Origin of the sequence: Haloarcula halobia (genome assembly GCF_029338255.1) — an archaeon.
Lineage (GTDB): Archaea > Halobacteriota > Halobacteria > Halobacteriales > Haloarculaceae > Haloarcula > Haloarcula halobia.
The window spans coordinates 506,804-530,808 of record NZ_CP119787.1 but is presented as its reverse complement, the minus strand read 5'-3'; the positions used below and the strand labels follow the sequence as shown (position 1 = coordinate 530,808).

The 24,005-nt window shown below is 70.4% G+C and carries 24 protein-coding genes; 11 read left to right on the top strand and 13 right to left on the bottom strand.

Annotated elements, in window-relative coordinates:
- Window positions 1-211 precede the first annotated feature (211 nt).
- Genes P1K88_RS02800 through P1K88_RS02785 form a run of 4 tightly spaced genes read left to right on the top strand, consistent with a single transcriptional unit; the run spans window position 212 to window position 3,613 of the window.
- Complete coding sequence (locus P1K88_RS02800; protein WP_276412375.1) at window positions 212-955, top strand: DUF4129 domain-containing protein; 744 nt, start codon at window positions 212-214, stop codon at window positions 953-955.
- Window positions 952-1,614, top strand: coding sequence for a DUF7269 family protein (locus P1K88_RS02795; RefSeq protein WP_276412374.1), 663 nt, complete (start codon window positions 952-954; stop codon window positions 1,612-1,614). Before P1K88_RS02800 ends, P1K88_RS02795 begins: the two co-directional genes overlap by 4 nt.
- The gene (locus P1K88_RS02790; RefSeq protein ID WP_276412373.1) at window positions 1,611-2,882 is read left to right on the top strand and encodes a DUF58 domain-containing protein; all 1,272 of its coding nucleotides are present in this window, start codon (window positions 1,611-1,613) and stop codon (window positions 2,880-2,882) included. The genes P1K88_RS02795 and P1K88_RS02790 overlap by 4 nt, the downstream gene beginning before the upstream one ends.
- Window positions 2,879-3,613 (top strand): DUF7519 family protein, encoded by a 735-nt coding sequence (locus P1K88_RS02785; protein ID WP_276412371.1) that lies wholly within the window; start codon window positions 2,879-2,881, stop codon window positions 3,611-3,613. Before P1K88_RS02790 ends, P1K88_RS02785 begins: the two co-directional genes overlap by 4 nt.
- 18 nt (window positions 3,614-3,631) lie before the next feature.
- Here the strand turns inward: P1K88_RS02785 and P1K88_RS02780 are convergent, their stop codons facing one another.
- Both P1K88_RS02780 and P1K88_RS02775 read right to left on the bottom strand, forming a co-directional pair.
- Entirely contained in the window at window positions 3,632-4,612 is a 981-nt protein-coding gene (locus tag P1K88_RS02780) for an AAA family ATPase (RefSeq protein WP_276412370.1), read from the bottom strand.
- A 253-nt stretch (window positions 4,613-4,865) separates the two neighbouring features.
- The gene (locus P1K88_RS02775; protein WP_276412368.1) at window positions 4,866-6,584 is read right to left on the bottom strand and encodes a helicase C-terminal domain-containing protein; all 1,719 of its coding nucleotides are present in this window, start codon (window positions 6,582-6,584) and stop codon (window positions 4,866-4,868) included.
- A 167-nt stretch (window positions 6,585-6,751) separates the two neighbouring features.
- Between P1K88_RS02775 and P1K88_RS02770 the strand changes: the two genes are divergently transcribed.
- A complete protein-coding gene (locus tag P1K88_RS02770) occupies window positions 6,752-7,720 on the top strand; it encodes a transcriptional regulator (RefSeq protein ID WP_276412366.1) in 969 nt (322 codons plus the stop codon).
- A 36-nt stretch (window positions 7,721-7,756) separates the two neighbouring features.
- Here the strand turns inward: P1K88_RS02770 and P1K88_RS02765 are convergent, their stop codons facing one another.
- From P1K88_RS02765 to pyrE, 4 genes are all read right to left on the bottom strand, one after another.
- Window positions 7,757-7,951, bottom strand: a complete 195-nt coding sequence (locus P1K88_RS02765; RefSeq protein WP_276412365.1) for a DUF7511 domain-containing protein — start codon at window positions 7,949-7,951, stop codon at window positions 7,757-7,759.
- Between the two features lie 285 nt (window positions 7,952-8,236).
- Complete coding sequence (locus tag P1K88_RS02760; protein ID WP_276412364.1) at window positions 8,237-8,494, bottom strand: glutathione S-transferase N-terminal domain-containing protein; 258 nt, start codon at window positions 8,492-8,494, stop codon at window positions 8,237-8,239.
- A 65-nt stretch (window positions 8,495-8,559) separates the two neighbouring features.
- Window positions 8,560-9,996: an NCS2 family permease gene (locus P1K88_RS02755; protein ID WP_276412363.1), complete on the bottom strand. Its 1,437-nt coding sequence runs from the start codon at window positions 9,994-9,996 to the stop codon at window positions 8,560-8,562.
- A 100-nt stretch (window positions 9,997-10,096) separates the two neighbouring features.
- A complete protein-coding gene (gene pyrE, locus P1K88_RS02750) occupies window positions 10,097-10,642 on the bottom strand; it encodes an orotate phosphoribosyltransferase (protein WP_276412361.1) in 546 nt (181 codons plus the stop codon).
- 123 nt (window positions 10,643-10,765) lie between these two features.
- On the opposite strand from pyrE, the gene glmM reads away from it, so the two are divergent.
- Entirely contained in the window at window positions 10,766-12,121 is a 1,356-nt protein-coding gene (glmM, locus tag P1K88_RS02745; RefSeq protein ID WP_276412360.1) for a phosphoglucosamine mutase, read from the top strand.
- Window positions 12,122-12,155: 34 nt separating this feature from the next.
- On the opposite strand, the gene P1K88_RS02740 is transcribed toward glmM, so the two are convergent.
- Window positions 12,156-13,274 carry a DUF7118 family protein gene (locus tag P1K88_RS02740; protein WP_276412359.1) on the bottom strand — a complete coding sequence of 373 codons (1,119 nt, stop codon included), beginning with the start codon at window positions 13,272-13,274 and terminating at the stop codon, window positions 12,156-12,158.
- Between the two features lie 4 nt (window positions 13,275-13,278).
- Entirely contained in the window at window positions 13,279-13,641 is a 363-nt protein-coding gene (gene hisI, locus P1K88_RS02735) for a phosphoribosyl-AMP cyclohydrolase (RefSeq protein ID WP_276412358.1), read from the bottom strand.
- Between the two features lie 318 nt (window positions 13,642-13,959).
- Between hisI and P1K88_RS02730 the strand changes: the two genes are divergently transcribed.
- On the top strand, window positions 13,960-14,391 hold the full coding sequence (locus P1K88_RS02730) for a universal stress protein (protein ID WP_276412356.1): 432 nt from the start codon (window positions 13,960-13,962) through the stop codon (window positions 14,389-14,391).
- 17 nt (window positions 14,392-14,408) lie between these two features.
- Here P1K88_RS02730 and P1K88_RS02725 read toward each other — a convergent pair whose 3' ends face one another.
- A complete protein-coding gene (locus P1K88_RS02725; protein ID WP_276412354.1) occupies window positions 14,409-15,617 on the bottom strand; it encodes an inorganic phosphate transporter in 1,209 nt (402 codons plus the stop codon).
- Window positions 15,618-15,763: 146 nt separating this feature from the next.
- On the opposite strand from P1K88_RS02725, the gene leuS reads away from it, so the two are divergent.
- Window positions 15,764-18,424: a leucine--tRNA ligase gene (gene leuS / locus P1K88_RS02720; RefSeq protein WP_276412352.1), complete on the top strand. Its 2,661-nt coding sequence runs from the start codon at window positions 15,764-15,766 to the stop codon at window positions 18,422-18,424.
- Here leuS and P1K88_RS02715 read toward each other — a convergent pair.
- The gene (locus P1K88_RS02715; protein ID WP_276412351.1) at window positions 18,421-19,395 is read right to left on the bottom strand and encodes a DUF5784 family protein; all 975 of its coding nucleotides are present in this window, start codon (window positions 19,393-19,395) and stop codon (window positions 18,421-18,423) included. The genes leuS and P1K88_RS02715 overlap by 4 nt on opposite strands.
- A 224-nt stretch (window positions 19,396-19,619) precedes the next feature.
- On the opposite strand from P1K88_RS02715, the gene P1K88_RS02710 reads away from it, so the two are divergent.
- Window positions 19,620-19,796 carry a DUF5786 family protein gene (locus P1K88_RS02710; protein WP_276275878.1) on the top strand — a complete coding sequence of 59 codons (177 nt, stop codon included), beginning with the start codon at window positions 19,620-19,622 and terminating at the stop codon, window positions 19,794-19,796.
- Here P1K88_RS02710 and P1K88_RS02705 read toward each other — a convergent pair.
- From P1K88_RS02705 to P1K88_RS02695, 3 genes are all read right to left on the bottom strand, one after another.
- The gene (locus P1K88_RS02705) at window positions 19,780-20,514 is read right to left on the bottom strand and encodes a DUF7530 family protein (protein WP_276412346.1); all 735 of its coding nucleotides are present in this window, start codon (window positions 20,512-20,514) and stop codon (window positions 19,780-19,782) included. The two genes, P1K88_RS02710 and P1K88_RS02705, sit on opposite strands and share 17 nt — an antisense overlap.
- The gene (locus P1K88_RS02700) at window positions 20,511-21,449 is read right to left on the bottom strand and encodes an NAD(P)H-binding protein (protein WP_276412345.1); all 939 of its coding nucleotides are present in this window, start codon (window positions 21,447-21,449) and stop codon (window positions 20,511-20,513) included. Before P1K88_RS02700 ends, P1K88_RS02705 begins: the two co-directional genes overlap by 4 nt.
- A 70-nt stretch (window positions 21,450-21,519) precedes the next feature.
- Complete coding sequence (locus tag P1K88_RS02695) at window positions 21,520-22,380, bottom strand: YkgJ family cysteine cluster protein (protein WP_276412344.1); 861 nt, start codon at window positions 22,378-22,380, stop codon at window positions 21,520-21,522.
- A gap of 66 nt (window positions 22,381-22,446) precedes the next feature.
- Here P1K88_RS02695 and P1K88_RS02690 point away from each other — a divergent pair, with 66 nt between their 5' ends.
- Both P1K88_RS02690 and P1K88_RS02685 read left to right on the top strand, forming a co-directional pair.
- A complete protein-coding gene (locus tag P1K88_RS02690; RefSeq protein ID WP_276412343.1) occupies window positions 22,447-22,662 on the top strand; it encodes a DUF7561 family protein in 216 nt (71 codons plus the stop codon).
- Between the two features lie 40 nt (window positions 22,663-22,702).
- A complete protein-coding gene (locus P1K88_RS02685; protein ID WP_276412341.1) occupies window positions 22,703-23,968 on the top strand; it encodes a tRNA(Ile)(2)-agmatinylcytidine synthase in 1,266 nt (421 codons plus the stop codon).
- Window positions 23,969-24,005: the final 37 nt, after the last annotated feature.

Below are 24,005 nucleotides of genomic sequence, written 5' to 3'. Positions count from 1 at the left end.
CTCCCGGCGCCGAACCTGGCGGTAACGAGTGTCTAGCAGGGCATTCCCGGGCCGGGAATGCCCTGTCAGGCCCCGTGCCCGGACTGTCCGAACGGGGGAGCGACCGCGACGGTCCCCCGCTGCCTACCCGGGCGTAATGACTCCATTACAAGGCCCGCCGTCACCGTCCTCCCGGGCAGTAGCTGATGGCTCTCGCCAACAGGCAGGCACCATGAACACCGAACGCATCGTCTCGCTGCTCGTCGTCGGCGTGGTCGTCCTCGCCATCGGGTTCTCGGCCTCGGCGCTCGAGTCGTCGATGACGACGGAACCGGAAGACGCCATCGACCTCGACAACGAGGGTTTCCCGCTGGGCGCCGAGCGGGGCGAGCAGATACAGTCGGCCACCCAGCGCCTCCACGACCAGTACACTGACCCGCCGGAGACCGGCGCGACGAGCCAGCAGCCGGAGATGGCCGCGAGCGATAGCGGCGTGAACGCGGCCGTCACGTCCGGCGGCGAGGCACCGGACTCCGGCGGGCCCCAGGGGACCGGTACCACCCCGACCGACCCCGGGATAGACGTCGTGTCGCTGCTCGTCGCCGCCCTGCTGTGGGTCGCGAGCGCCGTCGTCGTCTACCGGTACCGGCGGCGGCTCGACCCGCTGCTCGCCGCACTGAGTGGCGCCTACGTCGACGTCGACGACGAGGGCGACCACGGAGCCGTCGCGATGCCCGAGAACGACGTCCAGCGGGCCTGGGCAGAACTGCTGAGTCGGGCCGGCATCGACGAGCCACAACGATACACCCCCCGGATCTGCGCCCGGTTGGCCATCGAGCACGGCTACGATACCGACACCGTCGAGCGGCTCCGGCGGCTCTTCGAGGACGTCCAGTACGGCGCCGTCTCGTCGCTCGAGACCCACGAACAGCGCGCCAGGGAAATGCTAGAGCGGCTCGACGGAGGGGTGCGATGAGCGCGGCCGACCTCAGGGAGCTCGCGTCGGTCGCCGTGAGCGAGACCCGGGGCCTCCGGCGAGCGGGCTGGTACCTGCTCGTGGGGGCCGGTCTCGTCGTCTTCGCCGTCGTCGCCGCCGCCGCTGTCTCGGGCGCCGCCGAGGCGCTCCCGGTCGACGGCCTGGTCGCCCTGGCGGGGAACGACTACTTCCTGCTCGGGGCGTTCGGGACGCTCGCGCTGGGCATCGTCGTCGTGATGCTCGTCCGGCGGGCCGCCGGCCGGGTCAGTCAGGCCGCGCCGCCGGACCCGGAGACGATTCGAGACGCCAGCCGGCCCGGCGACGAACTCGACGCGTACCTCGGCTCGCTGGCGGTTTCGAACCCCAGAGCGTCCAGCGACGCGTTCCGCGAGCGACTCAGCACCGCGGCACAACAGGCCATGGTCCGGACGGAGCAGGTCCCCCGCGAGGTGGCCCGCGAACGGGTCGCGACGGGCGAGTGGACCGACGACCAGGTAGTCGCGGCCTTCCTGGGCGAGGAGCGCCACTCGACGCCGATGCTCCACCGGGAGGCGTCGCTTGCACTCCGCGGCGAGCGCTGGGGGCAACACGAGGTCCGGAAGGCCGCGAACGCCGTGGTAGATCGGTTCGAGCAGGAGTCGGGGGGTGACCGCCGGTGACGACGGTTCGCACCACCGGACGCTGGCGGGGCATCGTCGCCGTCGCCCTGCTCGCCGTCGCCGTCGGCATCCTGCTCGACCGGCCGGCGGTGCTGCTACTTGGCATCGTCGGTGCGGGCTTTGCGGCGTATCCCCGCCTCTCGGGCCCGCCGACCGTCGAGCTGGAACTCGAGCGGCGGCTCGACAACCGTCACCCCAGGCGTGGCGAGCACGTCACCGTGACGGCCCACCTCACCAACGTCGGCGAACGAACGCTGGCGGACGTCCGCCTCGTCGACGGTGTCCCGCCGATGCTCACTGTCGCGTCGGGGAACCCCCGCCACGCGGCGGTCCTGCGGCCCGGACAGACCACCACGTTCACCTACGCGCTGGACGCCGACCACGGGCACCACACGTTCGACCCGGCGACGGTCATCGTCCGCGACGTCACTGGCGCCCACGAGGTAGAGCTGACCGTCTCCGCCGAAGGCGAACTCCACTGCACCGAGACGGTCCCCGAGGTCCCGCTGCGGCGACAGACCGACAACTTCGCCGGGCAGCTGACCACCGACGGCGGCGGCAACGGCACCGAGTTCCACACGGTCCGGGAGTACAACCGCGGTGACTCCCTCCGGCGCATCGACTCCAAGCGGTGGGCCAAGACCGGCGAACTGACCACCATCGAGTTCCGCGAGGAGCGGCGCAGCTCGGTCCTGTTGCTCGTCGACGCGCGCGAACCGGCCTACCGATCGGCGAGCGACACCGACCCGAACGCCGTCGCCCACAGCATCGCGGCCACAGAGCAGCTGCTCGGCGCCCTCGAGGGCGCCCAGAACCAGGTCGGCCTGGCCGCGTTCGGCCGCGAGTTCTGCTGGGAGCGGCCGGGAAGCGGGACCGAGCACGTGACCCGCGTGCGCCGCCTGCTCACGTCCCACCCGACGCTGTCGTCGACACCCTCGAAACCGGACGAGGACGGTGACCTCGAGGACCAGCGCAGGCAGCTGTACGCCCGCCTCGACGCCTCGACGCAGGTCGTGGTCCTCTCGCCGCTGACCGACGAGTGGATCCTCCAGACCATCAGACGCCTGGAGGCGGGCGGCAACGCGACGACAGTCATCAGTCCGGACGTCACCGCGGGCGAGACGCTCGGCCAGCGGCTGGCGCGCGTAGAGCGGGCCAACCGCCTCCACGCGCTCCGCCAGACCGACGTGCCGGTCGTCGACTGGGACCCCCAGGCGGCGCTCGGGACGGTCCTGCTGAACGAGGGGCGCCGACGGAGGACCGCATGAGCACCGCCGTCTCCCACCGCCCGACGCCGCTCTCGAGTGCGCTCGCGCTCGTGCTGGCGGCTGGCGTCGCCCTCCTGCTGGCGGGGTCGTCCACCCAGCGCCTCGCCGTCATCGGGACGGCTGTCGGCGTCGCGGTGGTCGTCACGGCCGCCCGCCTCCCGGCGCCGGCGGCGATGCCCGACGAAGTGACCGTCAGGAAGCGGGCCGTCCCGACCGCGGGCATCGGCGCGAGCGAGGTGACCGCAATCGGAGCGGGCATCGTCGTCCTGTCGCTGCTACACGGCGCCCTCACGCTCGCCGGCGGCGTCGGGTGGGCCCGCCTGGGGCCCGGCGTGCTCGGCATCGTCCTCCTCGGTCTGGGCCTGCGGCCGGTCCGCGACCACCTCGCCCGGCGGTTCGTCTCGGCGGGACTGGCCGCGCTGGTCGTCGGCGTCGTCCTGGTCGGCATCTTCGAGCGGGCCGACCCGGGCACGCTGCTCGTGGCGGCCACCGGCGCCATCATCGCCTGGGACGTCGCCGAACACGGCATCAGCCTCGGCGAGCAGCTGCGGAGCGACGCCGACACCACCTCGGTCGAACTCCTCCACGCCGGGGCGAGTGCCGGCTTCGGCGCCCTGCTCGTGCTCGGGGCGACGGTGCTCTTCGAGAACGGGGCGACGGAGCTGCCGCTCGTGGTGTTGCTGGGCCTGGTCGTCGCCGCCGTCGTCTCGATGGCGGCGCTGTACCGGTAAGAGAAAGCGGACGCGTCTTCAGTCGGACGGCTGGCTCGCGTAGGTGACCGTCGGCACGGGCACCGAGTCGAGGACGTCCGCGACGACGGCGCGCTTGTCGACGTTGTCGACCCGCGCGTCGGGCGTCAGGACGAGCCGGTGGGCCATGACGGCTGGCGCGATGCGCGAGACGTGGTCGGGCGTGACGTACGAGCGACCCCGGAGCGCCGCGTAGGCCCTGGCGGCCTCGAAGAGCCGCTGGGTGCCCCGCGGGGAGACACCCGTCTTGACGCGCGGGTCCTCGCGGCTGGCCCGCGAGAGCGAGACGATGTACTCCCGGACCTCCTCGTCGACGTGGACCGACTCCGGAGCGGTCCGCAGCGCCGCGGGCGGGAGCGAGAGCCGCGAGCTGACCGCCGGCGTCCGGTCGGTCCGGGCCGCCCGGCGGTTGAGGATCTCCAGTTCGCCGCCGGCAGAGGGGTACCCGAAGCTGGTCTTGACGATAAAGCGGTCGACCTGCGCCTCGGGGAGCGGGAAGGTCCCCTCCTGCTCGATGGGGTTCTGGGTGGCGATGACGAAGAAGGGCTCTGGCAGTTCGTGGGTGGTCCCGTCGATGCTGACCTGGCCTTCGGCCATCGCCTCCAGCAGCGCGGCCTGGGTCTTCGGCGAGGCGCGGTTTATCTCGTCGGCCAGGACGACGTTCCCGAAGATGGGGCCGGGCCTGAACTCGAACTCCTGGGCCTTCTCGTTGAACACGTAGCTCCCGGTGACGTCGGCGGGGAGCAAGTCGGGGGTAAACTGGATGCGCGTGAAAGACAGCCCCAGCGCGCCGGCGAGCGAGCGGGCCGTCAGCGTCTTGCCCGTCCCGGGGACGTCCTCTAAGAGGACGTGCCCGCGGGCGAGAAAGCCCGTCAGGACGGTCTCGAGCGTCTCGCGCTCGGCGATGACCGCGTCGCCGACGTCGTCGAGGACGGTCGTGCAGTGGTCGGTGACGTCGTCGATAGACGGTTCCGGTGACATGTGACAGAGCAGTAACCGTGCCGGCATTGTTATCGCCGACCTACCTCCCGGACGGCGGCCGTATCCGACGGTGTCGGGGCCCGACGCGGCGGGCCAGGACGCCGAATCGGTCCCCGGGGGCCCTACGGGGGCGTAACATCTAACAGGCCGTCTGGCCAAGGATTCCCATGAACAGACAGCAGATCCTGGCCATCTTCCTCACGCTGTTGATGGTCGGGTCGGGAATCGTCTACGGGCTCTCTTTCGTCATCTTCTAGTCCCAGACGTCAGAGAGGGGGTGGGTGTCGCTGCCGGACCGGGACCGCGACCGGTCGCGCTGGCGGCGGGTCCGTGCGCTGACGCCGGTCAGCGCACGGTCCGGCGAGAACTGCGGGAGGTCCGGGTCGGACAGGCGGCGCACCTGCGCACCGAACCAGTCGGGCGTGTCGTGACTCGCACGCTCGAAGAGGTCCAGCAGCGACGAGTCCGCGAGGTAGGTCGCGCCGTAGTCGTCGGGCGCGCGGACCACGCGGCCACAGGCCTGGATGACCGTCCGGAGTGCGGTGCGGTAGTACCAGCCCCACTGACCGTCCTCGAGGCGGCGGGCGACCCGCGAGTCCCGCGTGTTCGGGTACGGCGCCTTGCAGATGACCTGCCAGCGACACAGGTCGCCCTCCAGGTCCAGCGCCTCCTCCATCTTCACCGAGAGAAAGACGTCGGGATTGTCGCTGCGCTTCCAGGCGGCCAGCGCGGCGTCGCGCCCCTCCCGGTCGTGGTCCCGTACCCGCGAGCCGACGCCGAACTCCTCGAGCAGATCCCGTAACCGCTCTTTAATCGCGTAGGAGTGACAGTGGACCAGCCCCTTCTCGTCGGGGTGGCGGGCCATGATGCGCACGAGCGTCCGGGCGATGGTCGGCAGCGTCTCCTCGCGGTGCTCGTAGGTCATCTTCCCCTGTGTGACGTCGTACAGCGGGCGGTTCTCGACGGGGAAGGTGTGACCGACCTCGACCAGTGCGACGCTGTCCGGGTCGAGGCCGACGTTGGCACAGAACGCCGCCTTGTTCAGGATGGTCGCCGACAGCAGGGCAAAGCGGTTCCCCCGCTCCCAGACGGTGTGGTTCAAGTAGCGTTCGGGGTTCATCGGCTTGACCGTCACCGCCGACTCCGTCTGGTCGACGACCCAGGTTGTGGCGCTCTCGGCGTCGGTGTAGTCCTCGCGGAACCACTGCAGGTCGCCCCGCAGCTGGTTCAGCGAGTCGCGCTCGGCCACCTCCTCGCCCGTGAGTTCGGCGTTGCCCCGCAACTCCTTGACGCGGCGCTCGGCGAGGTGTTCGACCCGCTCGGTGAACTGTACCGCGTCGTCTACGCCGTCGATGTCGGGCACCTCGAGGTCCGACCACATCGGGATGGTCTCGGGCGAGAGGTCGATGGTCGCGTACATCTCGGCCCACTCGCCCAGGCCGTGGGCCTCGTCGACGACCACGACGTCGCGTTTCCCGAACACGTCGCTGCCGGCGGTCTGCATGAAATAGGCCAGCGTCATGGCGGCGATGCGTCGGTTCGAGGCGATGGCGCGGTCCGAGAAGTACGGACACCGGTGTTTGACCTGGCAGTCGAACTCGCGTTCGCGCACGCAGGGCGCCTGGTTGACCGGCGTGTCCGTCTCGCCGGGGAGGATGCAGTCGTAGTTGTTCTTCCCGCGGATGACCGAGAGGTCGTCTAACAGGTCGTCGCTGGCCACGTCGTCCAGCTGGGAGACCTGCGGCGTCGTGTAGTAGGCGTCGACGACCTGTTCGGGGGCGGCCTCGCCGGCGGTCCGGGCACAGCCGGCGATGGCTCTGGCCAGCAGGGACTTGCCACTGCCGGTGGGGGCCCGCACCAGGACAACGTCGTTCCCGTCCTCGAACGCCGACCGGATGTCAGAGAGGGCCTGCTTTTGGTTCCCGCGGTAGGCGGGCGCCGGGAACTCGTCGTGAATCCGCGCCGGGTACACGCTCTGGAGTGACGGACGGCGGGGGGTAAACCTTTCCTGTCGCCCTGACCCGGCGCGACCGGCCGTGGCGGCCGCTGGCGGATCGAACGCGGGATAGAGCGCCCCACTAACCAGCACAACGCATATATGCGGTGAATGGTTTACTCTCCGTAGAGGAACGTAGCACTATGTCACGATCAGCACTCGTCGGCAACGTCACGGCGATGCTCGAGGACGCCGGCTTCCTGGTGAGCGAACGCTGTGCCATCCGGCCCAAGAGCTTCGACGTCGCGGCGCGGCGCGGCGAGGACGTGCTGCTCGTGAAGATTCTGGGGAACATCGACGCCTTCGACGCCTACACCGGCGCCGAGATGCGCCGCCTCGGAACCTACCTGAACGCGACGCCCATCGTCCTCGGTCTTCGGACCCGCGACGAGGAACTCAATCCGGGCGTGGTGTACTTCCGCCACGGCGTCCCGGTGCTCTCGCCGGACACCGCGGTCGACCTGTTCGTCGAGGAGGTGCCGCCGCTCATCTACGCCGCGCCGGGGGGCCTGTACGTCAACATCGACTCCGAGGTGCTGGCCGACGCCCGGGAGGACCGCGAGTGGTCGCTCGGGCGCCTCGCGAAGGAGCTGGGCGTCTCCCGACGGACCGTCTCGAAGTACGAGGACGGCATGGACGCCTCCGTCGAGGTGGCGGCCCAGCTCGAGGAGCTGTTCGACGCGCCGCTGACCTCGCCGGTGGACGTCCTCGAGGGCACCGAGGACATCCGCGACGACGAGCCGACGCCGGAGGACCCCGACGTCGCCCCCGAGGACGAACCCATCGCGACGGTCTTTACCCGCATCGGCTTCACCGTCCACCCCACCGACCGCGCGCCGTTCAAGACGGTCAGCGAGAACGCCCAGCGCCGCGAACAGGTGCTGACCGGCCACTCCGCGCTCACCGAGACCGCCGAGAAGCGCGCCCGCATCATGTCCTCGGTCGGGGAGGTCACCCGGACGCGCTCGGTGTACGTCGTCGACGAGCTCACCCGCGAGTCCGTCGACGGCACGGCGCTCATCGCCGAGGAGGAGATGGAAGAGATCCGGGACGCCGACGACCTCCGGGACCTCATCATGGAACGCGGCGAGGAACCCGAAGAAGTGGCCTGACGCGGGTTTGCGGGACTGCGAGCCGTCACCGAGCGGTCAGAGCATCTCCGCCAGGTCGACGGCGTGGTCGAGGTCGACGGTAATCCAGTGGGTCGTTATCTCGTCGTCACGGTCGGAGTAGACCGTCAGCTGCGTCGGGTCGGCCTCGTCGTCGACGGCGCTGACGAGGTCGACGGACGCGCGTTCGGCGGGCGACACAGCCTCGTCGGGGTGCGCGTCGGTGAGTGGCATCGTGTCTCGACCCTACCTAGAGTGTCACGGACCGACGACATAAGACGGGCCACCGATTCCTGCGGGCTGGGAATCGGCGGTCGCACTGCTCGACGCGAAAACTGTCGACGGAAAACCGCTCGCTACGCTCGCGTCCTGCTTACGCCGCGCCGCTGCCGTACGTCTCTTCCAGGTACTCGACGATGTCAGTCCGACCTTTTTCTGCCTCGGGTGACCTCACTTCGTTCGCTCACCGCTCGTTGAAAAACGTCGACGAAAAAACCGCTCGCTACGCTCGCGTCCTGCTTACGCCGCGCCGCTGCCGTACGTCTCTTCCAGGTACTCGACGATGTCGTCGGACTCGGGCATCCCCTCGATGCCGTGGTCGGGGTCGACCAGGACGGGGACGCCGGTCTGTCCGGAGATCTCCTCGACTTCGGTGCGGTCGCCGTGCGAGCGCGGGACCATGTGGGACTCGTACTCGAGGCCCAGCTCGTCGAGTTTCTGCTTGACTTTCGCGCAGTAGGGACAGCCCGACAGTTCGTAGAGTTCGAGGTTCGTCATCGGCCGTGTCTAGTCCTGCCAGCGGAAAAAGCGCGTCGGTGCTGTGTCCGGTGTGTGCAGCGCCGTCAGACCGCCGTCTGGAGGACACCGCCGGTGCGGACGACGAAGTAGACGACGAAGGCCGCGGCCAGCACCCACTGGCCGACCAGCACGTCGTCGAACTCGCCCTGGGCGGTCTTGACGATGGGATAGGAGACGATGCCGGCGGCGATACCGTAGGCGATGGAGTAGGTGAACGGCATCACCATGATGGTCAGGCCGGCCGGGACGGCGTGGGCGAAGTCGTCCCACTGGATGTCGACGATGTTGCGCATCAGCAGGACGGCGACGACGACCAGCGCGATGTGGGAGGCATAGAGCGGGATCGCCGTCGCCAGCGGGACGACGGCCAGCGAGGCCAGAAAGAGCCCAGCGACGACGAGGGCGGTGAGTCCGGTGCGGCCGCCCTCCTCGACACCGGTCGCGGACTCGATGTACGTCGTCACCGTCGAGGTGCCGAGCATCCCGCCGACGGTGGTGCCGACGGCGTCGGCCATCAGGGGCTTGTCGATGTCCGGGAAGTCACCGTCCTCGTCGAGGAAGCCGCCTGCCTGGCCGACGCCGACCAGCGTGCCCGCGGTGTCGAAGAAGTCGACGAAGAAGAACGTGAAGACGATGAGGGCAAAGGAGAACGCCTCGACCTGGCCGAAGCCGGCGACGAACGCGCCGGCGAGCGGCGTGATGTCGTACTGCGCCGAGGCGAGTCGCGATGCGTCGAAGCCGCCGTTGCGGACGGCATCGGTCGCCAGCACGCCGGGTTCGGCCATCCCGAGGAACGTCACGACGGCGCCCAGCACCGTCGTCAGCAAGATGCCGGCGACGATAGAGCCCCGGATACCCGCGGCGTAGAGGACGAAAGTCAGGAACAGGCCGAGCACCGAGAGGATGGCGACGGGGTCGCTGGCGATGCTGCCCAGGCCCACGAGCGTCGCCGGGTCGTCGACGACGATGCCCATCGCGTCCAGGCCGATGATGGCAAGGAACAGTCCGATACCGGTCCCGACGGCGAACTTCACCGGTTCGGGGAACAGCTGGATGACGTACTCGCGGGCGCCGACAGCGGTCAGCGCGACGAAGAGGATCCCTTCGACGACGATGGCGGCCAGCGCCGTCTGCCACGGGACGCCCAGCACGCCGATGACCGTGATGGCAAAGAAGGCGTTCAGGCCCAGGCCTGGCGCGAGGCCAAAGGGCCGGTTGGCGTAGAAGGCCATCACCAGCATCGCCACCACCGACGAGAGGATGGTGACGACCGCAAGCATCTGCAGGACCTCCGGGGGAGAGAAGCCGTCGATGGCGATGCCGCCCGGGGTGTTGTCGTCGGGGAACGCCGTCAGGATGACCGGGTTGAGGAAGACGATGTAGCTCATCGTCAGGAACGTCGTCACCCCCGCCAGGACCTCGGTCCTGACGTCGGTGTCGTGCTCGTCTATGTTGAACAACTGCTCCAGTGTGCTCGCCATTTGTGCGAAACTCACGGTAACGGGGCATAAACGTGGCGAGACCGCTCGAAAATAGTCGTTTCAGCGACTGTTCCGGAACCTCGCCGGTGCCGTCTGTCAGTTACGCGTCGACGTCGACGTCGGCCGGCGCGTCCGCGAGCAGGTCGGAGGCGGTCACGAGCGATTCGAGTTCGAGGCCGTGCTCGGCGAGGTTCTCGCGGGCGCCCTCCTCCCGGTCGACGACGACCAGGACGCGCTCGACGACGGCGCCGGCCTCGCGCAGGGCCTCGGCGGCGTCGACAGCGCTCTGGCCGGTGGTGGCGATGTCCTCGATGATGACGACCGCCTCGCCCTCCTGCAGGTCGCCCTCGATGCGGTTGCCGGTGCCGTACGCCTTGGCCTGCTTGCGCGCGATGACGTAGGGGAGGCCCGTCTCGACGCTGGTGACCGCCACGAGCGGGACCGCGCCCAGGGCGACGCCCGCGAGTTTCGTCCCGTCGAGTCGCTCGGCGAAGGCCGCGGCGATGAGTTCGAGACAGCGGGGGTTCGTCTCGAAGACGTACTTGTCGACGTAGTAGTTCGAGGTGCCGCCGTGGGAGAGCTCGAACTCGCCGAACTTCACCGCGTCGGCGTCGCGAAGCGCCTCGATGAGTGCGTCGGTGGCCATACGCCACTCTCGTCGACGCCGCGGCTAATACCCATTGGAATCGGTCCGGCGCCTGCTGGACCGCTGACACGAGGGGTGAAACGTCGACATTTCTAAGCCAGTCGGGCACAGATGACCGTTCGAATGCACGTCTTCGGCTCGAGCGGCGTCCGGGGGGTCGCGGGGGCGGACCTGACACCCCGGTTCGTCATGCAGATCGCACAGGCGGCCGGGAGCGCCTGGGCCGACGACCACGACCGGGTCACCGTCGGCCGGGACACCCGGACGACCGGCCAGACCTTCGCCGACGCCGCCACCAGCGGCCTGACGAGCCTCGGGCTCGACGTCGACCGGCTCGGAATCGTCCCCACGCCCGCCCTGCAGGCCTACTGCGAGCGGACGGGGGTGCCGGGGCTGATGGTGACCGCCAGCCACAACCCGCCCGCCTACAACGGCGTCAAGGTCGTCGGCGCCGACGGCGTTGGCCTCACGCGTGACGCGCTGAACCGCATCGAGACGACGCTCGCCGAAGACGCGGTGACACACGTGGGCTGGGCGGAGACCGGGACGGCTCGCCGGGTCGAGTCGGCCCGGCGGACCTACCGCGAGGCGGTCGTCGCGGCCGTCGACGCCGAGCGGATCGCCGCCGCCGACCTCACCGTCGTCGTCGACCCCGGCCACGGTGCAGGATCGCTGGTCAGCCCGGACCTCTTTCGCGAACTGGGCTGTACGGTCCACACCGTCCACGCCCAGCCTGACGGCCACTTCCCCGGCCGGAACCCCGAACCCGTCGCGGAGACCCTGGGGGACCTGCGGGCGTACGTCGAGTCGACGGGTGCCGACCTGGGCGTCGCCCACGACGGGGACGCCGACCGCGCGATATTCGTCGACGAGCGGGGTCGCCACGTCCCCGGCGAGAGCTCGCTCGCGGCGCTCGCGGCGGCGGAACTCGACGCCGGCGACACCGTCGTCTCGGCGGTCAACGCCTCACAGCGCCTCGTCGACGTCGTCGAGGACGCCGGCGCGGCCCTCTCGCTGTCGCCCATCGGGTCGACGAACATCGTCAGTCGCATCCGTGACCTGACGGCGGCCGGCGAGTCGGTCCCCATCGCGGGCGAGGGCAACGGCGGGCTCTTCTTCCCGCGCTATCGCATCGCCCGGGACGGCGCGTACACGGCCGCGCGGTTCTGCGAACTGGTCGCGGAGCGGCCGGCCAGCGAACTGGTCGAGCCGTACAGCGACTACCACACCGTCAGGCGCGCCCTCGAGTACGAGGACGAGGCCGAGCGCGAGGCGATGCTCGACTGCATCGAGGCCCACGCCACCGACGCCGCCGCGGATCTCGATACGACCGACGGCTGGCGACTCGACTACGGCGACGCCTGGGTGCTGGCCCGCCCCTCGGGGACCGAACCCGTCGTCCGGGTGTACGCCGAGGCCCGGGACGTCGACCGGGCCCGGTCGCTCGCGGACGAACTCGTGGACGTCGCCCGGTCGTAGCGCCGGTGCGGTCGGGGCAGTGGGTCGCCGGCAGTCACAGCGAGTCGTATTGCTCCAGGGCCGCCTCGATGGCGTCACGCTCCTCGCGGGCGGCCGCCAGGTCGCGCTCGACGGCCCCGCTCTCGAGTCGGGCCCGCTCGGCCTCGGTGAGCTGGTCCCGGGCGAGCGCGCTGTCCCGGAGCCGCGCGTAGTCGTCCCGGCGGGAGAGCGCCCGGACCTCGCGGAGGCGGGCCACGACCGGTTCGTCGGCGAAACGGACGACGACCGACTGGTAGGCACGGGTGACCCAGACCAGGTGGTCGGCGGGCGGGGGCGGCCAGTCGACGGTCACCGGCCCCGCGTCGAGGCGCTCGAGGTACGTCTGCCGGGTCGCGACGGCGCGCTTGAGCGCGGCCGTGTCGTCGACGTAGTGGTCGAGCTTCGAGGTCGAATAGTCGGCGTACTCGAGCAGCCTCGGGACGGGTTCCGCGCCGGCCTCGTGGGTCCGGACGTACTCGAGCAGGTCCTCGGGCGGGGGCCGGAACGATACCAGCGGATAGGCGTCGGCCCGCGCCACCGTCTCCAGCACCTCGCGGGCCGACTGCTCGCTACGGAACGCCCGGAACGCCTCGCGGACGGACTCGTTGTAGGCCTCGATGGGGTCGCGCAGCGCCTCGACCGGGGCGTCCAGATCCGCCTCGCCCAGGCGCTGGAGGCGCTCGAGGTCCGCGATGCGGGACTCGAGGTCGTCGAGGCGACGCCGCGCGTCCCGGCGCGCCTTGCGGGAGGCCTCCCGGGCCGCCTCGAGGTCGTCGAGACGCGCGACGAGGTCAGCGACGGGTTCGAGGTCACGGCGGGCCCGCTCGAAGTCGGCCTCGGTGAGCCGTCGCTTCTGGAGGGCCTCGTCGACGGCCTCGAAGGTCTCGCGCTCCGGGAGGTCGTCGTCCAGATCGGCGGTCAGCGACGCGACGGCGCCCTGGAACTCGGTGAACGCCTGGAAGTTCCCGCTGCCCGTCGCCGTCTCCTCGTAGCGGTCCAGCAGGTCGCGGAACTCCCGGTATATCTCCCGGCAGGTCGCCAGGCGCTCCCGGCCGACGTCCTCGACGCGTTCGCTTGCGGTCTCGTACTCGCGGGCGGCGGCCTCTAGCTCTCTGACGGCGTCGGAGTCGGCCATCGATTCAGTAGACGTCGTCGGGATCGAACACCTGTTCGCCGACCTCATCGCCGTCGACGGTCCGGTAGAAACACGACTCGTAGCCGGTGTGGCAGGCGCCGCCGGTCTGGTCGACGAGATAGAGCAGGGCGTCGCCGTCGCAGTCGACGCGGACCTCCTCGATTGCCTGGGTGTGGCCGCTGGTGGCGCCTTTCTTCCAGAGCTCGTCGCGGCTCCGGGAGTAGTAGTGGGCGTAGCCGGTCTCGCGGGTCCGTTCCAGCGCCGCCTCGGTGACGTAGGCGAGCATGAGTACTTCGCCGGTCTCGGCGTCCTGGGCGACGGCGGGAATGTACGCCTGCCCGTCGAACGCGAGGTCCACGTCGGTCATACTCGGTCGGAGGCCCGTCCGGAAGATAGGTCTTGTGACAGGGCTAGGAGTGGTGCGTGATTCAGTTGGTTTGGATATGAACAGTCAGAAAGCCCCCGCGCTCAGTCCCACCCGACGCCGGATTATCAGCCGGCATGGGCGGGAGTGAAAGGGGACGAGTTCTCAACGAACCCCGGCGAAGCAGGCACGCGAAGCGCGCGCAGCGAGCCGCGGGAGTTGAGAACGAGGGGGCTTTCTGGCTGTCAGCGTTCTACTCCGCGTAACCAGAAACCACTGCTAGGGGCATGGCTACTTGTACCTCCGTCCACCAGTTCGAGTATGGCCCCATCGCACGTACTGGTCCCGCTGGACGGCTCGCCGCTGGCCGACGAGGCGCTCGTCCACGCGCTGGACACCTTCGACTGCCGGGTGACGGTGCTGAACGTGGTCACGCCGCTGGACGAGGGGATGAGTGAGGGCGGCGTCCTCGGAGCGGGCACGGAGCGGGAGACGAACGCCCGCCAGCGTGCCGAGCGACTCGTCGAGCGTGCACAGCGCCGTGCGGCCGACGCCGACCGGACCGTCGAGACGGCCGTCGAGACGGGCGACCCCGCCGAGACCATCCTCTCGTTCGTCGAGGACAACGACGTCGACCAGGTGGTGATGGGCGGCCACGGCGGCGAGCGCCACGAGATCGCCCGGCGGTTGCTCGGGACGGTGGCGACCAGCGTCGTCAGCGAGGCGCCCGTGACGGTGACGGTCGTCCGGTAGTCACGGGACAGGGAGCCTCAGGAGATGCCCAGCACCGTCGAGAACACGCGGTAGAGACCGAATCCGACGACGACCGACGTCACGAGCGTGACGAGCCAGAAGCCGATTGTCACGCCGATCTTGCGCCGCGAGACGCCGGCGGAGCCGCCGGCGAGGCCGCCGCCGATGACCCCCGAGATGATGATGTTGTTGAACGAGATGGGGATGCCCAGCGCGATGGCCAGCTGGGCGATGATGAAGCCGGGGACGAGCGCCGCGATGGAGCGTCTGACCCCCAGCTGAGCGTACTCGCGGGAGGTCGCCTGGAGCAGTCGCGGCGCGCCCATCCACGCCCCGCCGAGGATGCCGGTGGCGCCGATGCCCAGCAGGACGAGCGCCGGCGCGCCCAGTTCGGCCCGGTAGAGGTTCTCCAGTGGCCCCGTGGCCAGGCCGACCTGGCTCCCGCCACTGGAGAAGGCGACGACGCTGCCCAACACGACCAGGAACGTCTTGATGCCGCGGTCGACGGACTGCCGGGTGCGCCGGCGGATGAAGGCGAAGCTGACCGCCGCGAGCAGGAGCGTCGCCGCGACGACGACGGGGTCGACGCCCCCGACGGCGGGTGCTGGCACGGCCATCGCCAGGGCGCCGGCCAGCGAGTTCTGCGTGGCGCCGGGCGGCGCGGGAATCACGCTCAGTTCGACGTTGGCGACGATGCCGCCGACGACGGCCGCGAGCAGCGGCACGCCCACCGTCTCGGGGATGTCGTCGCGGCGCAGGAGCGTCGCCGTGAGGTAGGCCAGGCCACCCGAGACGGGGGGCACCAGTACCCAGAACAGGCCGATGCGCCGGTAGGTGTCGAAGACCGGCGTACCCCCCAGCGAGAGGCCGACGCCGACCATCGCGCCCGTCGTCGCGAACGCCGCCGGGACCGGGTAGCCGGTGTAGACGCCGAAGGCCATGAACAGCGTCGCGGTCAGCAGGCCGGCCGTCGCCGCCAGCGAGGTGATCGAGGCGTCGCCGATGAGCCCCGCACCGACGGTCTCGGAGATGCTGCCGCCCTGCGTGAGTGCCCCGGCGGCCGCGAGGATGCCGATGAGGAAGGCGGCCCGCATCGTCGAGATGGCGTTCGCGCCGATAGCGGGAGCGAAGGGCGGCGAGTTGCTGTTGGCGCCGAGCGCCCAGGCGGTCACGAGGCCGGTCACCGTCGCGAGGGCGACCAGCACCCAGAAGACGACATCGACCACGGCGTCAGTCACCCCGGCGCGGTCCGTATTCGGTCATTGCCAGGGCGGTTCACGCCCGGCAGGCATAAGGGTTCGCGAGCGGAGGCCGGGTGGGGGCGCCGTAGCCGAACACTCATGTGTCACCCCGACCCACACCGAGGTATCGAATGTCCCGACGGTACGACCACGCGCAGGTCCAGGAGTACTGGCAACACGTCTGGGAGCGAGAGGGCGTCTACGAGTGCCCCGACGACGCCGAGGACCCCACCTACGTCCTGGGGATGTTCCCCTACACGTCGGGGTCGCTGCACATGGGTCACATCCGCAACTACGCCATCACGGACGCCTACGCCCGCTATCGGCGGATGGCCGGCGACGACGTGCTCCATCCGATGGGGTGGGACGCCTTCGGCCTCCCGGCCGAGAACGCGGCCTACGAGCGCGACACCGACCCCGAGTCGTGGACCCGCAGCTGCATCAGCCGGATGCGCGCGGACCTCCGGGAGATGGGCTTTGGATACGACTGGTCCCGCGAGATAACCACCTGCGACCCGGAGTACTACCGGTGGAACCAGTGGCTCTTTACCCGCTTTTACGACGAGGGGCTCGTCGAGTACGGCGCGGCGACGGTCAACTGGTGTCCGGACTGCGAGACGGTGCTGGCCGACGCACAGGTCGAGACGCCCGCCGACGCCGACCACGACCACTCACACGCCCACGTCCAGGGGGTCTGCTGGCGCTGTGGGACCGACGTCGAGCAGCGCGATCTCGACCAGTGGTTCTTCACCATCACCGACTACGCCGAGGCGCTGTACGACGGTCTCGACGACCTGGATGGGTGGCCAGAGGGGGTTCGCGACAGCCAGCGCAACTGGATCGGGCGGACGGAGGGGGCCCGCGTCGCCTTCGAGCTGGCGGGCGAGGGCGTCGAGACGACCGTCGAGGCGTTCACGACGCGCCTGGATACGGTCTACGGCGCGACCTACCTGGCGCTCTCGCCGGGCCACGACGTCGCTCGCGAGGTGGCCGACCGCGACGACGCGGTTGCAGAGTACGTCGAGTCGGTCGCCGCCACCGACGACGCGGGCCTGAGCGGCGTCGAGACGGGACTCACCGCGACCCACCCGTTCACCGGCGAGGAACTGCCGGTGTACGTCGCCGCCTACGTGCTAGACGACGTGGGCACGGGCGCGGTCATGGGCGTCCCCGCGCACAACGAGCGTGACCACGCCTTCGCCACGGAGCAGGGCCTGCCCGTCGAGCAGGTGGTCGAACCCGTCGACGGCAGCGGGACGGCCCTGCCGGACGCCCCGTTCACCGAGGACGGAATGTTGACCGCGAGCGGCGAGTACGACGGCCTGGCGAGCACCGCCGCCCGCGACCGGTTGCTGGACCACGAGGCTGCCACCGCCGCGACGACCTACCGCCTGCGGGACTGGCTCATCTCCCGGCAGCGCTACTGGGGCACGCCCATCCCCGTCGTCCACTGTGACGACTGTGGCCACGTGCCGGTGCCCGACGAAGACCTGCCCGTCGAGTTGCCCGAGTACGTCCAGACGACCGGGAACCCGCTTGACGCGGCAGAAGAGTGGAAGCGGACCGAGTGCCCCGACTGCGGCGCGCCGGCGGAACGCGAGACGGACACGATGGACACCTTCGTCGACTCCTCGTGGTACTTCCTGCGGTACCTCTCGCCGCAGTTCGAGGACGCCCCGTTCGACCAGGAGACCGCCGACGAGTGGCTCCCGGTGGACGTCTACGTCGGCGGCGAGGAACACGCCGTCCTCCACCTGCTGTACATCCGCTTTTTCACGCGGGCGCTGGCCGACATCGGCCTGCTCGAGCGGCGCGAGCCCGTCGAGCGACTCATCAACCAGGGGACGGTGCTCCACAGCGGCGAGAAGATGTCAAAGTCGAAGGGCAACGACATCGCCCCCCACGAGTACGGCGCGGAGACGACGCGGCTGTTCGTCCTCTCGGCGGCCCACCCCAACCAGGACTTCGAGTGGACCGTCAAGGACGTCTCGGCCGTCTACGACTTCCAGCAGACGCTGTACCGGCTGGTGAGCGAGTACGCCGACGGCATCGACGCCCGCACCGAGAGCGAGCCCCACGACGCGTACCTCGAGCGGGAGATCGACCGCACCATCGCCGCCGTCACCGACGAGTACGAGCGGTTCCGGTTCCACCGCGTCGTCGGCGAGCTCCAGCGCTTTGCCAGCCTCCTGCGCCGCTACGCGAGCTACGACACGCCCTACCGGTTCGCCTACAGCCGCGGCCTGCGGACGCTTTCCGCGCTGGTCGCGCCCATCGCCCCCTACCTTGGCGAGGAGCTGTGGCACCTGCTCGACGAGGAGGGACTGGTGTCGACGGCGCGCTGGCCCGAGGCGCTGCGGGACGTCTCGGAGTACCGCATCGAGCGCGAGCTCGTCCGCCGGACGCTGGGCGACGTCCGGGACATCACCGACGTGGTCGACATCGAGGACCCCGACGAGATCGAAGTCGTCGTCGCCGAGGACTGGAAGTACCGGGCTTACGAGATCGCCCGCGCGGCCGACCCCGACGACGCCATCGTCGGCGAGATAATGGCCGACGAGAGTGTCGCGGCCCACGGCGACGCGGTCGCCGAGTACGCGGGCGAACTCGCCGCGAACGGGGCGGGCCTCGAACCGATCGTCGACGGCGAGCGCGAGCTCCAGGTCTTAGAGCAGGCCGCCTGGCTGTTCACCGAGGAGTTCGGGGCCGAAGTGTCCGTGCGCCGGGCGAGCGAGGGCGACGACCTAGCGACGAAGGCCCGGCCGAACAAACCCGCGATTCACATCTCCTAGAAGGGCAGCGGGAACGGAATCGACCCGTGGGAGTAGCCCTCGACGGTGCCGTCGGGGCGATAGCGGAAGACGACCAGCGGCTGGTAGCCCACGTCGGGGCGCTCGCCGAGGACGCGGCGCCACTCGTCGTCGGCGAAGGACGTGGCGTCGACGACCAGCACGGCGCCGGGGTGCGCGGCCAGCTGGTCGCGGGTCTTGGCGTCGCCGGAGGCCTTGACCGCCGCGACGCCGGTGTTGACCTGCCGGCGCGACGGGGGGCGCGGGCGCGTCACCTCGACGAGCGTGTCGCCGACGCGGAAGTCGATGGCGTGGCCCGACCCGAGTTCGACCTCGGGTTCGAAGTCGTTGCCGGCCTCGACGAGCAGTTTGGCGACGTTGAACTCGCCCATCGTCGCCTGCATCCGCGAGAGGTCAAAGCCCTGGCTGGTCCCGAGCTTGCTCGCCATGGTGTAGCGGTAGTCGTCCAAGACGCCCGTCGCGAGGAAGTCGTCGTAGAACCGCAGGCCCGCCTCGCGCGTCGCGTCTGGGAACCCCCCGGCGTGGTCCCGGAAGAACGTGCGGGTCGACTCGCGGCCGTCCTTCGAGAGGAAGACGGGCAGGAAGAAGTGGGCGACGTGCTCGTAGTCGGCGAGCCACGGGTCCTCGACCTCGAGCTGGGCGAGCAGTTCGCGCTCGCCCCACTCGGCGATGGGGTCGGCCACCTCGTCGAACGTGTACTTGTCGGTGCGCCACAGCGTCTCGGGCGTCTCGGTGTTGCCCATCCAGTAGGCCTCCTGGCCGTTCCAGACGAACAGCGCGAGGTCGCCGTTGTCCATCTCCAGGCGCCGGGCGGCCCACCCCTCGGGCGGGGCGAACCACGGGCCGTTCAGCGTCGCGCCGAAACGGTCCTGGAGGGGTTCGAGGAGGTCGCGCCGGATGCGGTCTTCGCTCCAGCGGTCGGTCGAGTGTCGAAATCGTAAGGGACCAGCCACGGTAGATCGTAGTCGGTCAGCGCTCTAATGCGTTCCGAACGACGTGTCAGCGGTGGACACGGTGGCCGGTACCAGGCGGGCCGGCGCGAGGGGCGCCGCCTCGATCCGGCGACCGCCGGACCACGCGGGTACGGACGACCGTTGCGAAAACAGCTGTTGCCGAAACTATTGGAACGACCGTTACATTGATAGGCGCTACCACGCTAGTTGTCATGTGGTAACCTATGTCGATGGGAGCGTACGACGACGACGAACACGAACGCCGTGAGCGCAAGAACACCGAAGTCGACCTCTCGGAGGACGACGACCGGACAGCGTATCACGGGACCGTGACCTACGACGGCGACGAGTCCACCGAGGAGCTGCTGGACCAGTTCAAGCAGATCAACTCGGAGCAGTAGCCGGCTTTCTCGCCCTGATTCGCAACAGCGCCACGGAGACGGCCGTCACGACCGTCACGGCGGTGACGTGGGCAAGGAGCGACGCGAGCAGGACCGGCTGGTCCAGCACGAACGGCACCAGGACCAGTTGCAGGACGCCGAAGCCCCAGGTCTCTACGTCGGCGCGCTGGAAGACCCGTGCCGTCTCGGGGTCAAAGCGGTACCGCGCGGAACGCCACAGACCGGTGACGGTGGCCCACCACCCGGTGCCGATGCGGTAGCTGACGTCCCACAGCACCAGCAGGAGGAGGTAGACGACGAGCACCGGCGGTTCCTCGCCGAACAGCGTGGTCACCAGCGGCCTGCTGCTGGTCTGGGGGTCGAAGACGAACAGGTGCGAGAGGATGGCGACGTAGGCGAGCACCGAGAGCACCACCTCCATGTTCGACGAGAAGAGCAGCGCCCGGTAGGGCTGTGGGACGTCGATGCGCCGGATGAGAGTGCTGATGCGCAGCATCTCGACGCTCCCGACGGTGGCGACGAAGACCACCGCCGTCGCCGCGATGGCGGCGTTCCAGGTGTCGTAGTACCACGACAGCGCGACGATGGCGGTCTCGAAGATGAGCAGCTGGATGGCGATGGCCGCCCACGTCGGCAACCGGATGCCCGGCAGCGCGCCGACGATGCTCTCGTACACCCACGTCTCGCCGTACTCGGGGCGTGGCGAGTCGCCGCTCATCGGCCCGCCCCGCCGTCGGTGGCCGTCGGCCGCGGCGCGTGGTCGTCGCGCAGCTGGGCTTTCGCGCGGTCGACGGCCGTCTCGAACGGGGTCAGGTCGACCGGGACCAGGTCGCGAATCGGGGCGTCGTCGGCGACCACGGGGGTGTCGAGGCCGGCGACCAGCGGCCGCGCGACGCTCGCCGGGACGTCGGTCAGGAACCCGACCCAGTACGAGGAGAGGCCGGGCGAGAGCACCGGGAGCGAGACGATCCGTGGGACACCCGACCCGGCCCGGGCGCCCGTCCGCCGGAGGACCTCCGCGTAGCTCATCACCTCCGGGCCGCCGATCTCGTAGGTCCCGCCGGCCGTCGCCGGGGTCTCGAGGACGCCGACGAGGTACTCGACGACGTCGGCGATGGCGATGGGGTGACAGTCCGTCGCGACGGCCCGCGGGGTGACGAGCAGCGGGAACCGGGCGGCCAGCTCACAGATCAGCTGGAAGCTGGCGCTGCCGGCCCCGACGATGATGGCCGCCCGGAGCGTGGTCAGGTCGTAGGTCCCGGCCGCAAGGAGGTGCTCGACGGTGCGCCGCGAGCGCAAGTGCCTCGAGAGCGGGGCGTCGTCGCCGCCCAGGCCGCCCAGGTAGACGACCCGGTCGACGCCCGCCTCGGTGGCCGCCGCCCGGAAGTTTTGGGCCGCGCGGCGGTCGCGATCCTCGTAGTCGTCGCCGGCCCCCATCGAGTGGACGAGGTAGACGGCAGCGTCGACGCCCTCGAGGGCCGCGTCGAAGCTGCCGGGTTCGAGCAGGTCACCCGTCGCTACCTCGACGCCCGGCGCGGGGTCGTACCCCGCCGGGTCGCGCACGAGGGCGCGGACGTCGTGGTCCGCGGCGCGGAGGGCAGAGACGAGGTGGCTCCCGACGAACCCCGTCGCACCGGTGACCAGCACGTGCATACCTGCGATGGACGGGGGCCAGGCGCTAAAAGACTCCCCCTCGCGGGCGTGGCCGGCGGACGGACGCCGGTCACTCCCACCCGGGCGTCGGTGGCGCGCCGGCCACGTCTTCGACGTCGCGGGCGACGGCCGGCGGCGGCCCAGCGCTCCCGACGGCGCCTGCGTCGGCGCCCCACGCGTCGATGGCACGCCCGGCCCAGGAGTCCGCCTCGATGACGGCATCGCGGGCCGCCTCGTAGCGGGCGTCGTTGACCAGCAGGGTGCCCGGGCTGGCGGCCGCCGCAACGCCGACGAACTCCGCGCGGTCGGCGGCGGTCGGTTCGCCGTCGCGAAACCGCGCGACGCTGTCTGTCACCCGGTCGGGCGCGGGATGGGCGAACACCTTGCTCCCGACGGCGGCCGGGCCAAAGAGCGGGTCGACGTCGGGCGCGGTGTCGTCGAGGAGCCGAGTGCCGCCGTGGACGCGCTCGACGCGCTCACACTCCGTCTCGACGTCGAGACGGAGGTTCTCGGCGGGGTACCGGGCGCAGGTCTCTGGATACAGGTCGTCGCCGTGGATGCGACACTGGAGGGTCGTCGGGTCGAGGAAGACACAGGCGTGCAGCCAGGTCGAGTCGCCGTCGAACGGGGCGACGGGTTTGGGTGGCTTTCGCAAGCCGACGAAGAAGACCGGGCGCCCCTGGATGGCGGCCACGTCGACGTCGCCGATGGTGACGCTCCGGTCGTCGGTAGCCTTCCAGAGGCGGGGGCAGAGCGCATCGCCGTAGCCCGCGGCGACGAACTCGCGCACCTCGTCGCGCGTCAGCGGGGCCAGGTTGTAGGTGTCGTCGAGCGGTTCGAACGGGCCGCGGCGCTCGTGATCGATGTCGGCGTCGGTGAGCGAGCGCCAGTCGATGCAACAGCCGGCACAGCCCTCGCAGTCGACCTCCATGTCGTGGTAGTCGATACCGTATGACAAAAAGGAAAGGTCTTAGCGGCGGTCGGCCCTAGAAAGCCCATGGCCACACAGCCCTGTGACGGGTGCGGGACGTCTGTGTCCATCGGCGGCGGCATCGCCAACCTCTGGTCGCTCACCAACGACCCCACCGAGGGCATCATCCTGGAGCTGGCCGACGGCACCGAGCACTTCCTCTGTTACGACTGCATCGACCGACTGCCCGACGACCGCGAGGTCACCGAGGCCGACGTGGCCGACCTCACGGGCGTCGAATGAGATAGAAACCGGTTTGGGCCCCAGTCGGCTAGGCGCGCCCGTGACGCTGGTCGGCATCGACGACACGGACTCCCGCGAGCGCGGGATGTGTACCACCTACGCCGCCAGCCGACTGGCCGACGCGATTCGCGACGCGGGCGGGCGCGTCGAGCGCGTGCTGCTCGTGCGCCTGAACCCCGCCGTCGAGCACAAGACCCGGGGGAACGCCGCCCTGGCGGTCCACACGGACCTGGCGGCCGACCGGGCGCGCCGCCTGCTCGCCGACGTCCTCGAGATGGCCGAGACGGACGACCCCCGCACGAACCCGGGCGCCGTCGTCGCCGACTGTGCGCCCGGGGCCGTCCCCGACGCGGTGGCCGACTTCGCCGTCGGCGCCGTCCGGACGATTCAGGACCCGGCGGCCGCGAAGACGCTCGCCGACGCGGTCGGGTTCGCCCGCATCGAGCGGGGCACCGGCCGTGGCCTGGTGGGCGCGCTCGCGGCCGCCGGAGCCTGGGCGGCCTTCGACGAGTGGACCTACGAACACATCGCCTACCGCGAGCGCGGGCGCTGGGGGACCGAGCGAGACGTCGACACAGAGAGCGTCTTCGCGGCGGCCGACGACTACTACCCGTCGGTCTGGGACACCGTCGACCGGGCGTCGGGCTACCCCGTCTGTGTCCCCCGGACGCCCTGTCCGGTCCTCTATGGCATCCGCGGCGACGACCCCGACGCGTGCCGGGAGGTCGCCGCGGCCATCGAGAGCGAACCCGTCGCGACGGCGACGACGTTCGTCACCAACCAGGGCACCGACGGCCACCTGCAGGACGCCGCGCTGGACGACGTCGCCGACGACCGGGCGTTCCGGGTCACCGGCGAGGTGGCGACCGCCCCCGAGACGCGCGAGGGGGGCCACGTCTTCGTCGATCTGGCGGCCGACGGCGCGCGACTGCCCTGTGCGGCGTTCGAACCGACCAAGCGGTTCCGCGGCCTGGTCCGGGCGCTCCGGGTCGGCGACCGGGTCACCGCCTGTGGCGAGGTCAGCGACGGGACGCTGAAGCTGGAGAAGTTCGCCGTCCGCGACCTGGTGCGGACCGAGCTGGTGACCCCCGACTGCCCGTCGTGTGGCCGGTCGATGTCCTCGGCCGGGCGCGACCAGGGCTACCGCTGCCGGGACTGTTCGACCCACGCCGACGTGAAAGCAGAGCGTACGCTGACCCGGGACCTGGAGCGAGGGTGGTACGAGGTGCCACCGGTGGCCCGCCGGCACATCGCCAAACCGCTCGTCCGCGGCGGGTTCGACGCGCCGACACACCCGGAGCGGTGAGCGGGGCCGGCGGACAGGCGGGCGCGGGGCCGCGCCC

What these genes read in the sequence shown, in the direction of transcription:
- P1K88_RS02755 (WP_276412363.1), bottom strand. Translation starts at nt 9,996, where the DNA reads ATGGCGAGCACACTGGAGCAGTTGTTCAACATAGACGAGCACGACACC.
- P1K88_RS02705 (WP_276412346.1), bottom strand. Translation starts at nt 20,514, where the DNA reads ATGAGCGGCGACTCGCCACGCCCCGAGTACGGCGAGACGTGGGTGTAC.
- P1K88_RS02695 (WP_276412344.1), bottom strand. Translation starts at nt 22,380, where the DNA reads ATGGAGGTCGACTGCGAGGGCTGTGCCGGCTGTTGCATCGACTGGCGC.
- P1K88_RS02700 (WP_276412345.1), bottom strand. Translation starts at nt 21,449, where the DNA reads ATGCACGTGCTGGTCACCGGTGCGACGGGGTTCGTCGGGAGCCACCTC.
- P1K88_RS02795 (WP_276412374.1), top strand. Translation starts at nt 952, where the DNA reads ATGAGCGCGGCCGACCTCAGGGAGCTCGCGTCGGTCGCCGTGAGCGAG.
- P1K88_RS02780 (WP_276412370.1), bottom strand. Translation starts at nt 4,612, where the DNA reads ATGTCACCGGAACCGTCTATCGACGACGTCACCGACCACTGCACGACC.
- P1K88_RS02740 (WP_276412359.1), bottom strand. Translation starts at nt 13,274, where the DNA reads ATGGCCGACTCCGACGCCGTCAGAGAGCTAGAGGCCGCCGCCCGCGAG.
- P1K88_RS02690 (WP_276412343.1), top strand. Translation starts at nt 22,447, where the DNA reads ATGGCCACACAGCCCTGTGACGGGTGCGGGACGTCTGTGTCCATCGGC.
- glmM (WP_276412360.1), top strand. Translation starts at nt 10,766, where the DNA reads ATGCACGTCTTCGGCTCGAGCGGCGTCCGGGGGGTCGCGGGGGCGGAC.
- P1K88_RS02710 (WP_276275878.1), top strand. Translation starts at nt 19,620, where the DNA reads ATGTCGATGGGAGCGTACGACGACGACGAACACGAACGCCGTGAGCGC.
- P1K88_RS02760 (WP_276412364.1), bottom strand. Translation starts at nt 8,494, where the DNA reads ATGACGAACCTCGAACTCTACGAACTGTCGGGCTGTCCCTACTGCGCG.
- P1K88_RS02800 (WP_276412375.1), top strand. Translation starts at nt 212, where the DNA reads ATGAACACCGAACGCATCGTCTCGCTGCTCGTCGTCGGCGTGGTCGTC.
- P1K88_RS02785 (WP_276412371.1), top strand. Translation starts at nt 2,879, where the DNA reads ATGAGCACCGCCGTCTCCCACCGCCCGACGCCGCTCTCGAGTGCGCTC.
- P1K88_RS02770 (WP_276412366.1), top strand. Translation starts at nt 6,752, where the DNA reads ATGTCACGATCAGCACTCGTCGGCAACGTCACGGCGATGCTCGAGGAC.
- P1K88_RS02730 (WP_276412356.1), top strand. Translation starts at nt 13,960, where the DNA reads ATGGCCCCATCGCACGTACTGGTCCCGCTGGACGGCTCGCCGCTGGCC.
- leuS (WP_276412352.1), top strand. Translation starts at nt 15,764, where the DNA reads ATGTCCCGACGGTACGACCACGCGCAGGTCCAGGAGTACTGGCAACAC.
- pyrE (WP_276412361.1), bottom strand. Translation starts at nt 10,642, where the DNA reads ATGGCCACCGACGCACTCATCGAGGCGCTTCGCGACGCCGACGCGGTG.
- hisI (WP_276412358.1), bottom strand. Translation starts at nt 13,641, where the DNA reads ATGACCGACGTGGACCTCGCGTTCGACGGGCAGGCGTACATTCCCGCC.
- P1K88_RS02765 (WP_276412365.1), bottom strand. Translation starts at nt 7,951, where the DNA reads ATGCCACTCACCGACGCGCACCCCGACGAGGCTGTGTCGCCCGCCGAA.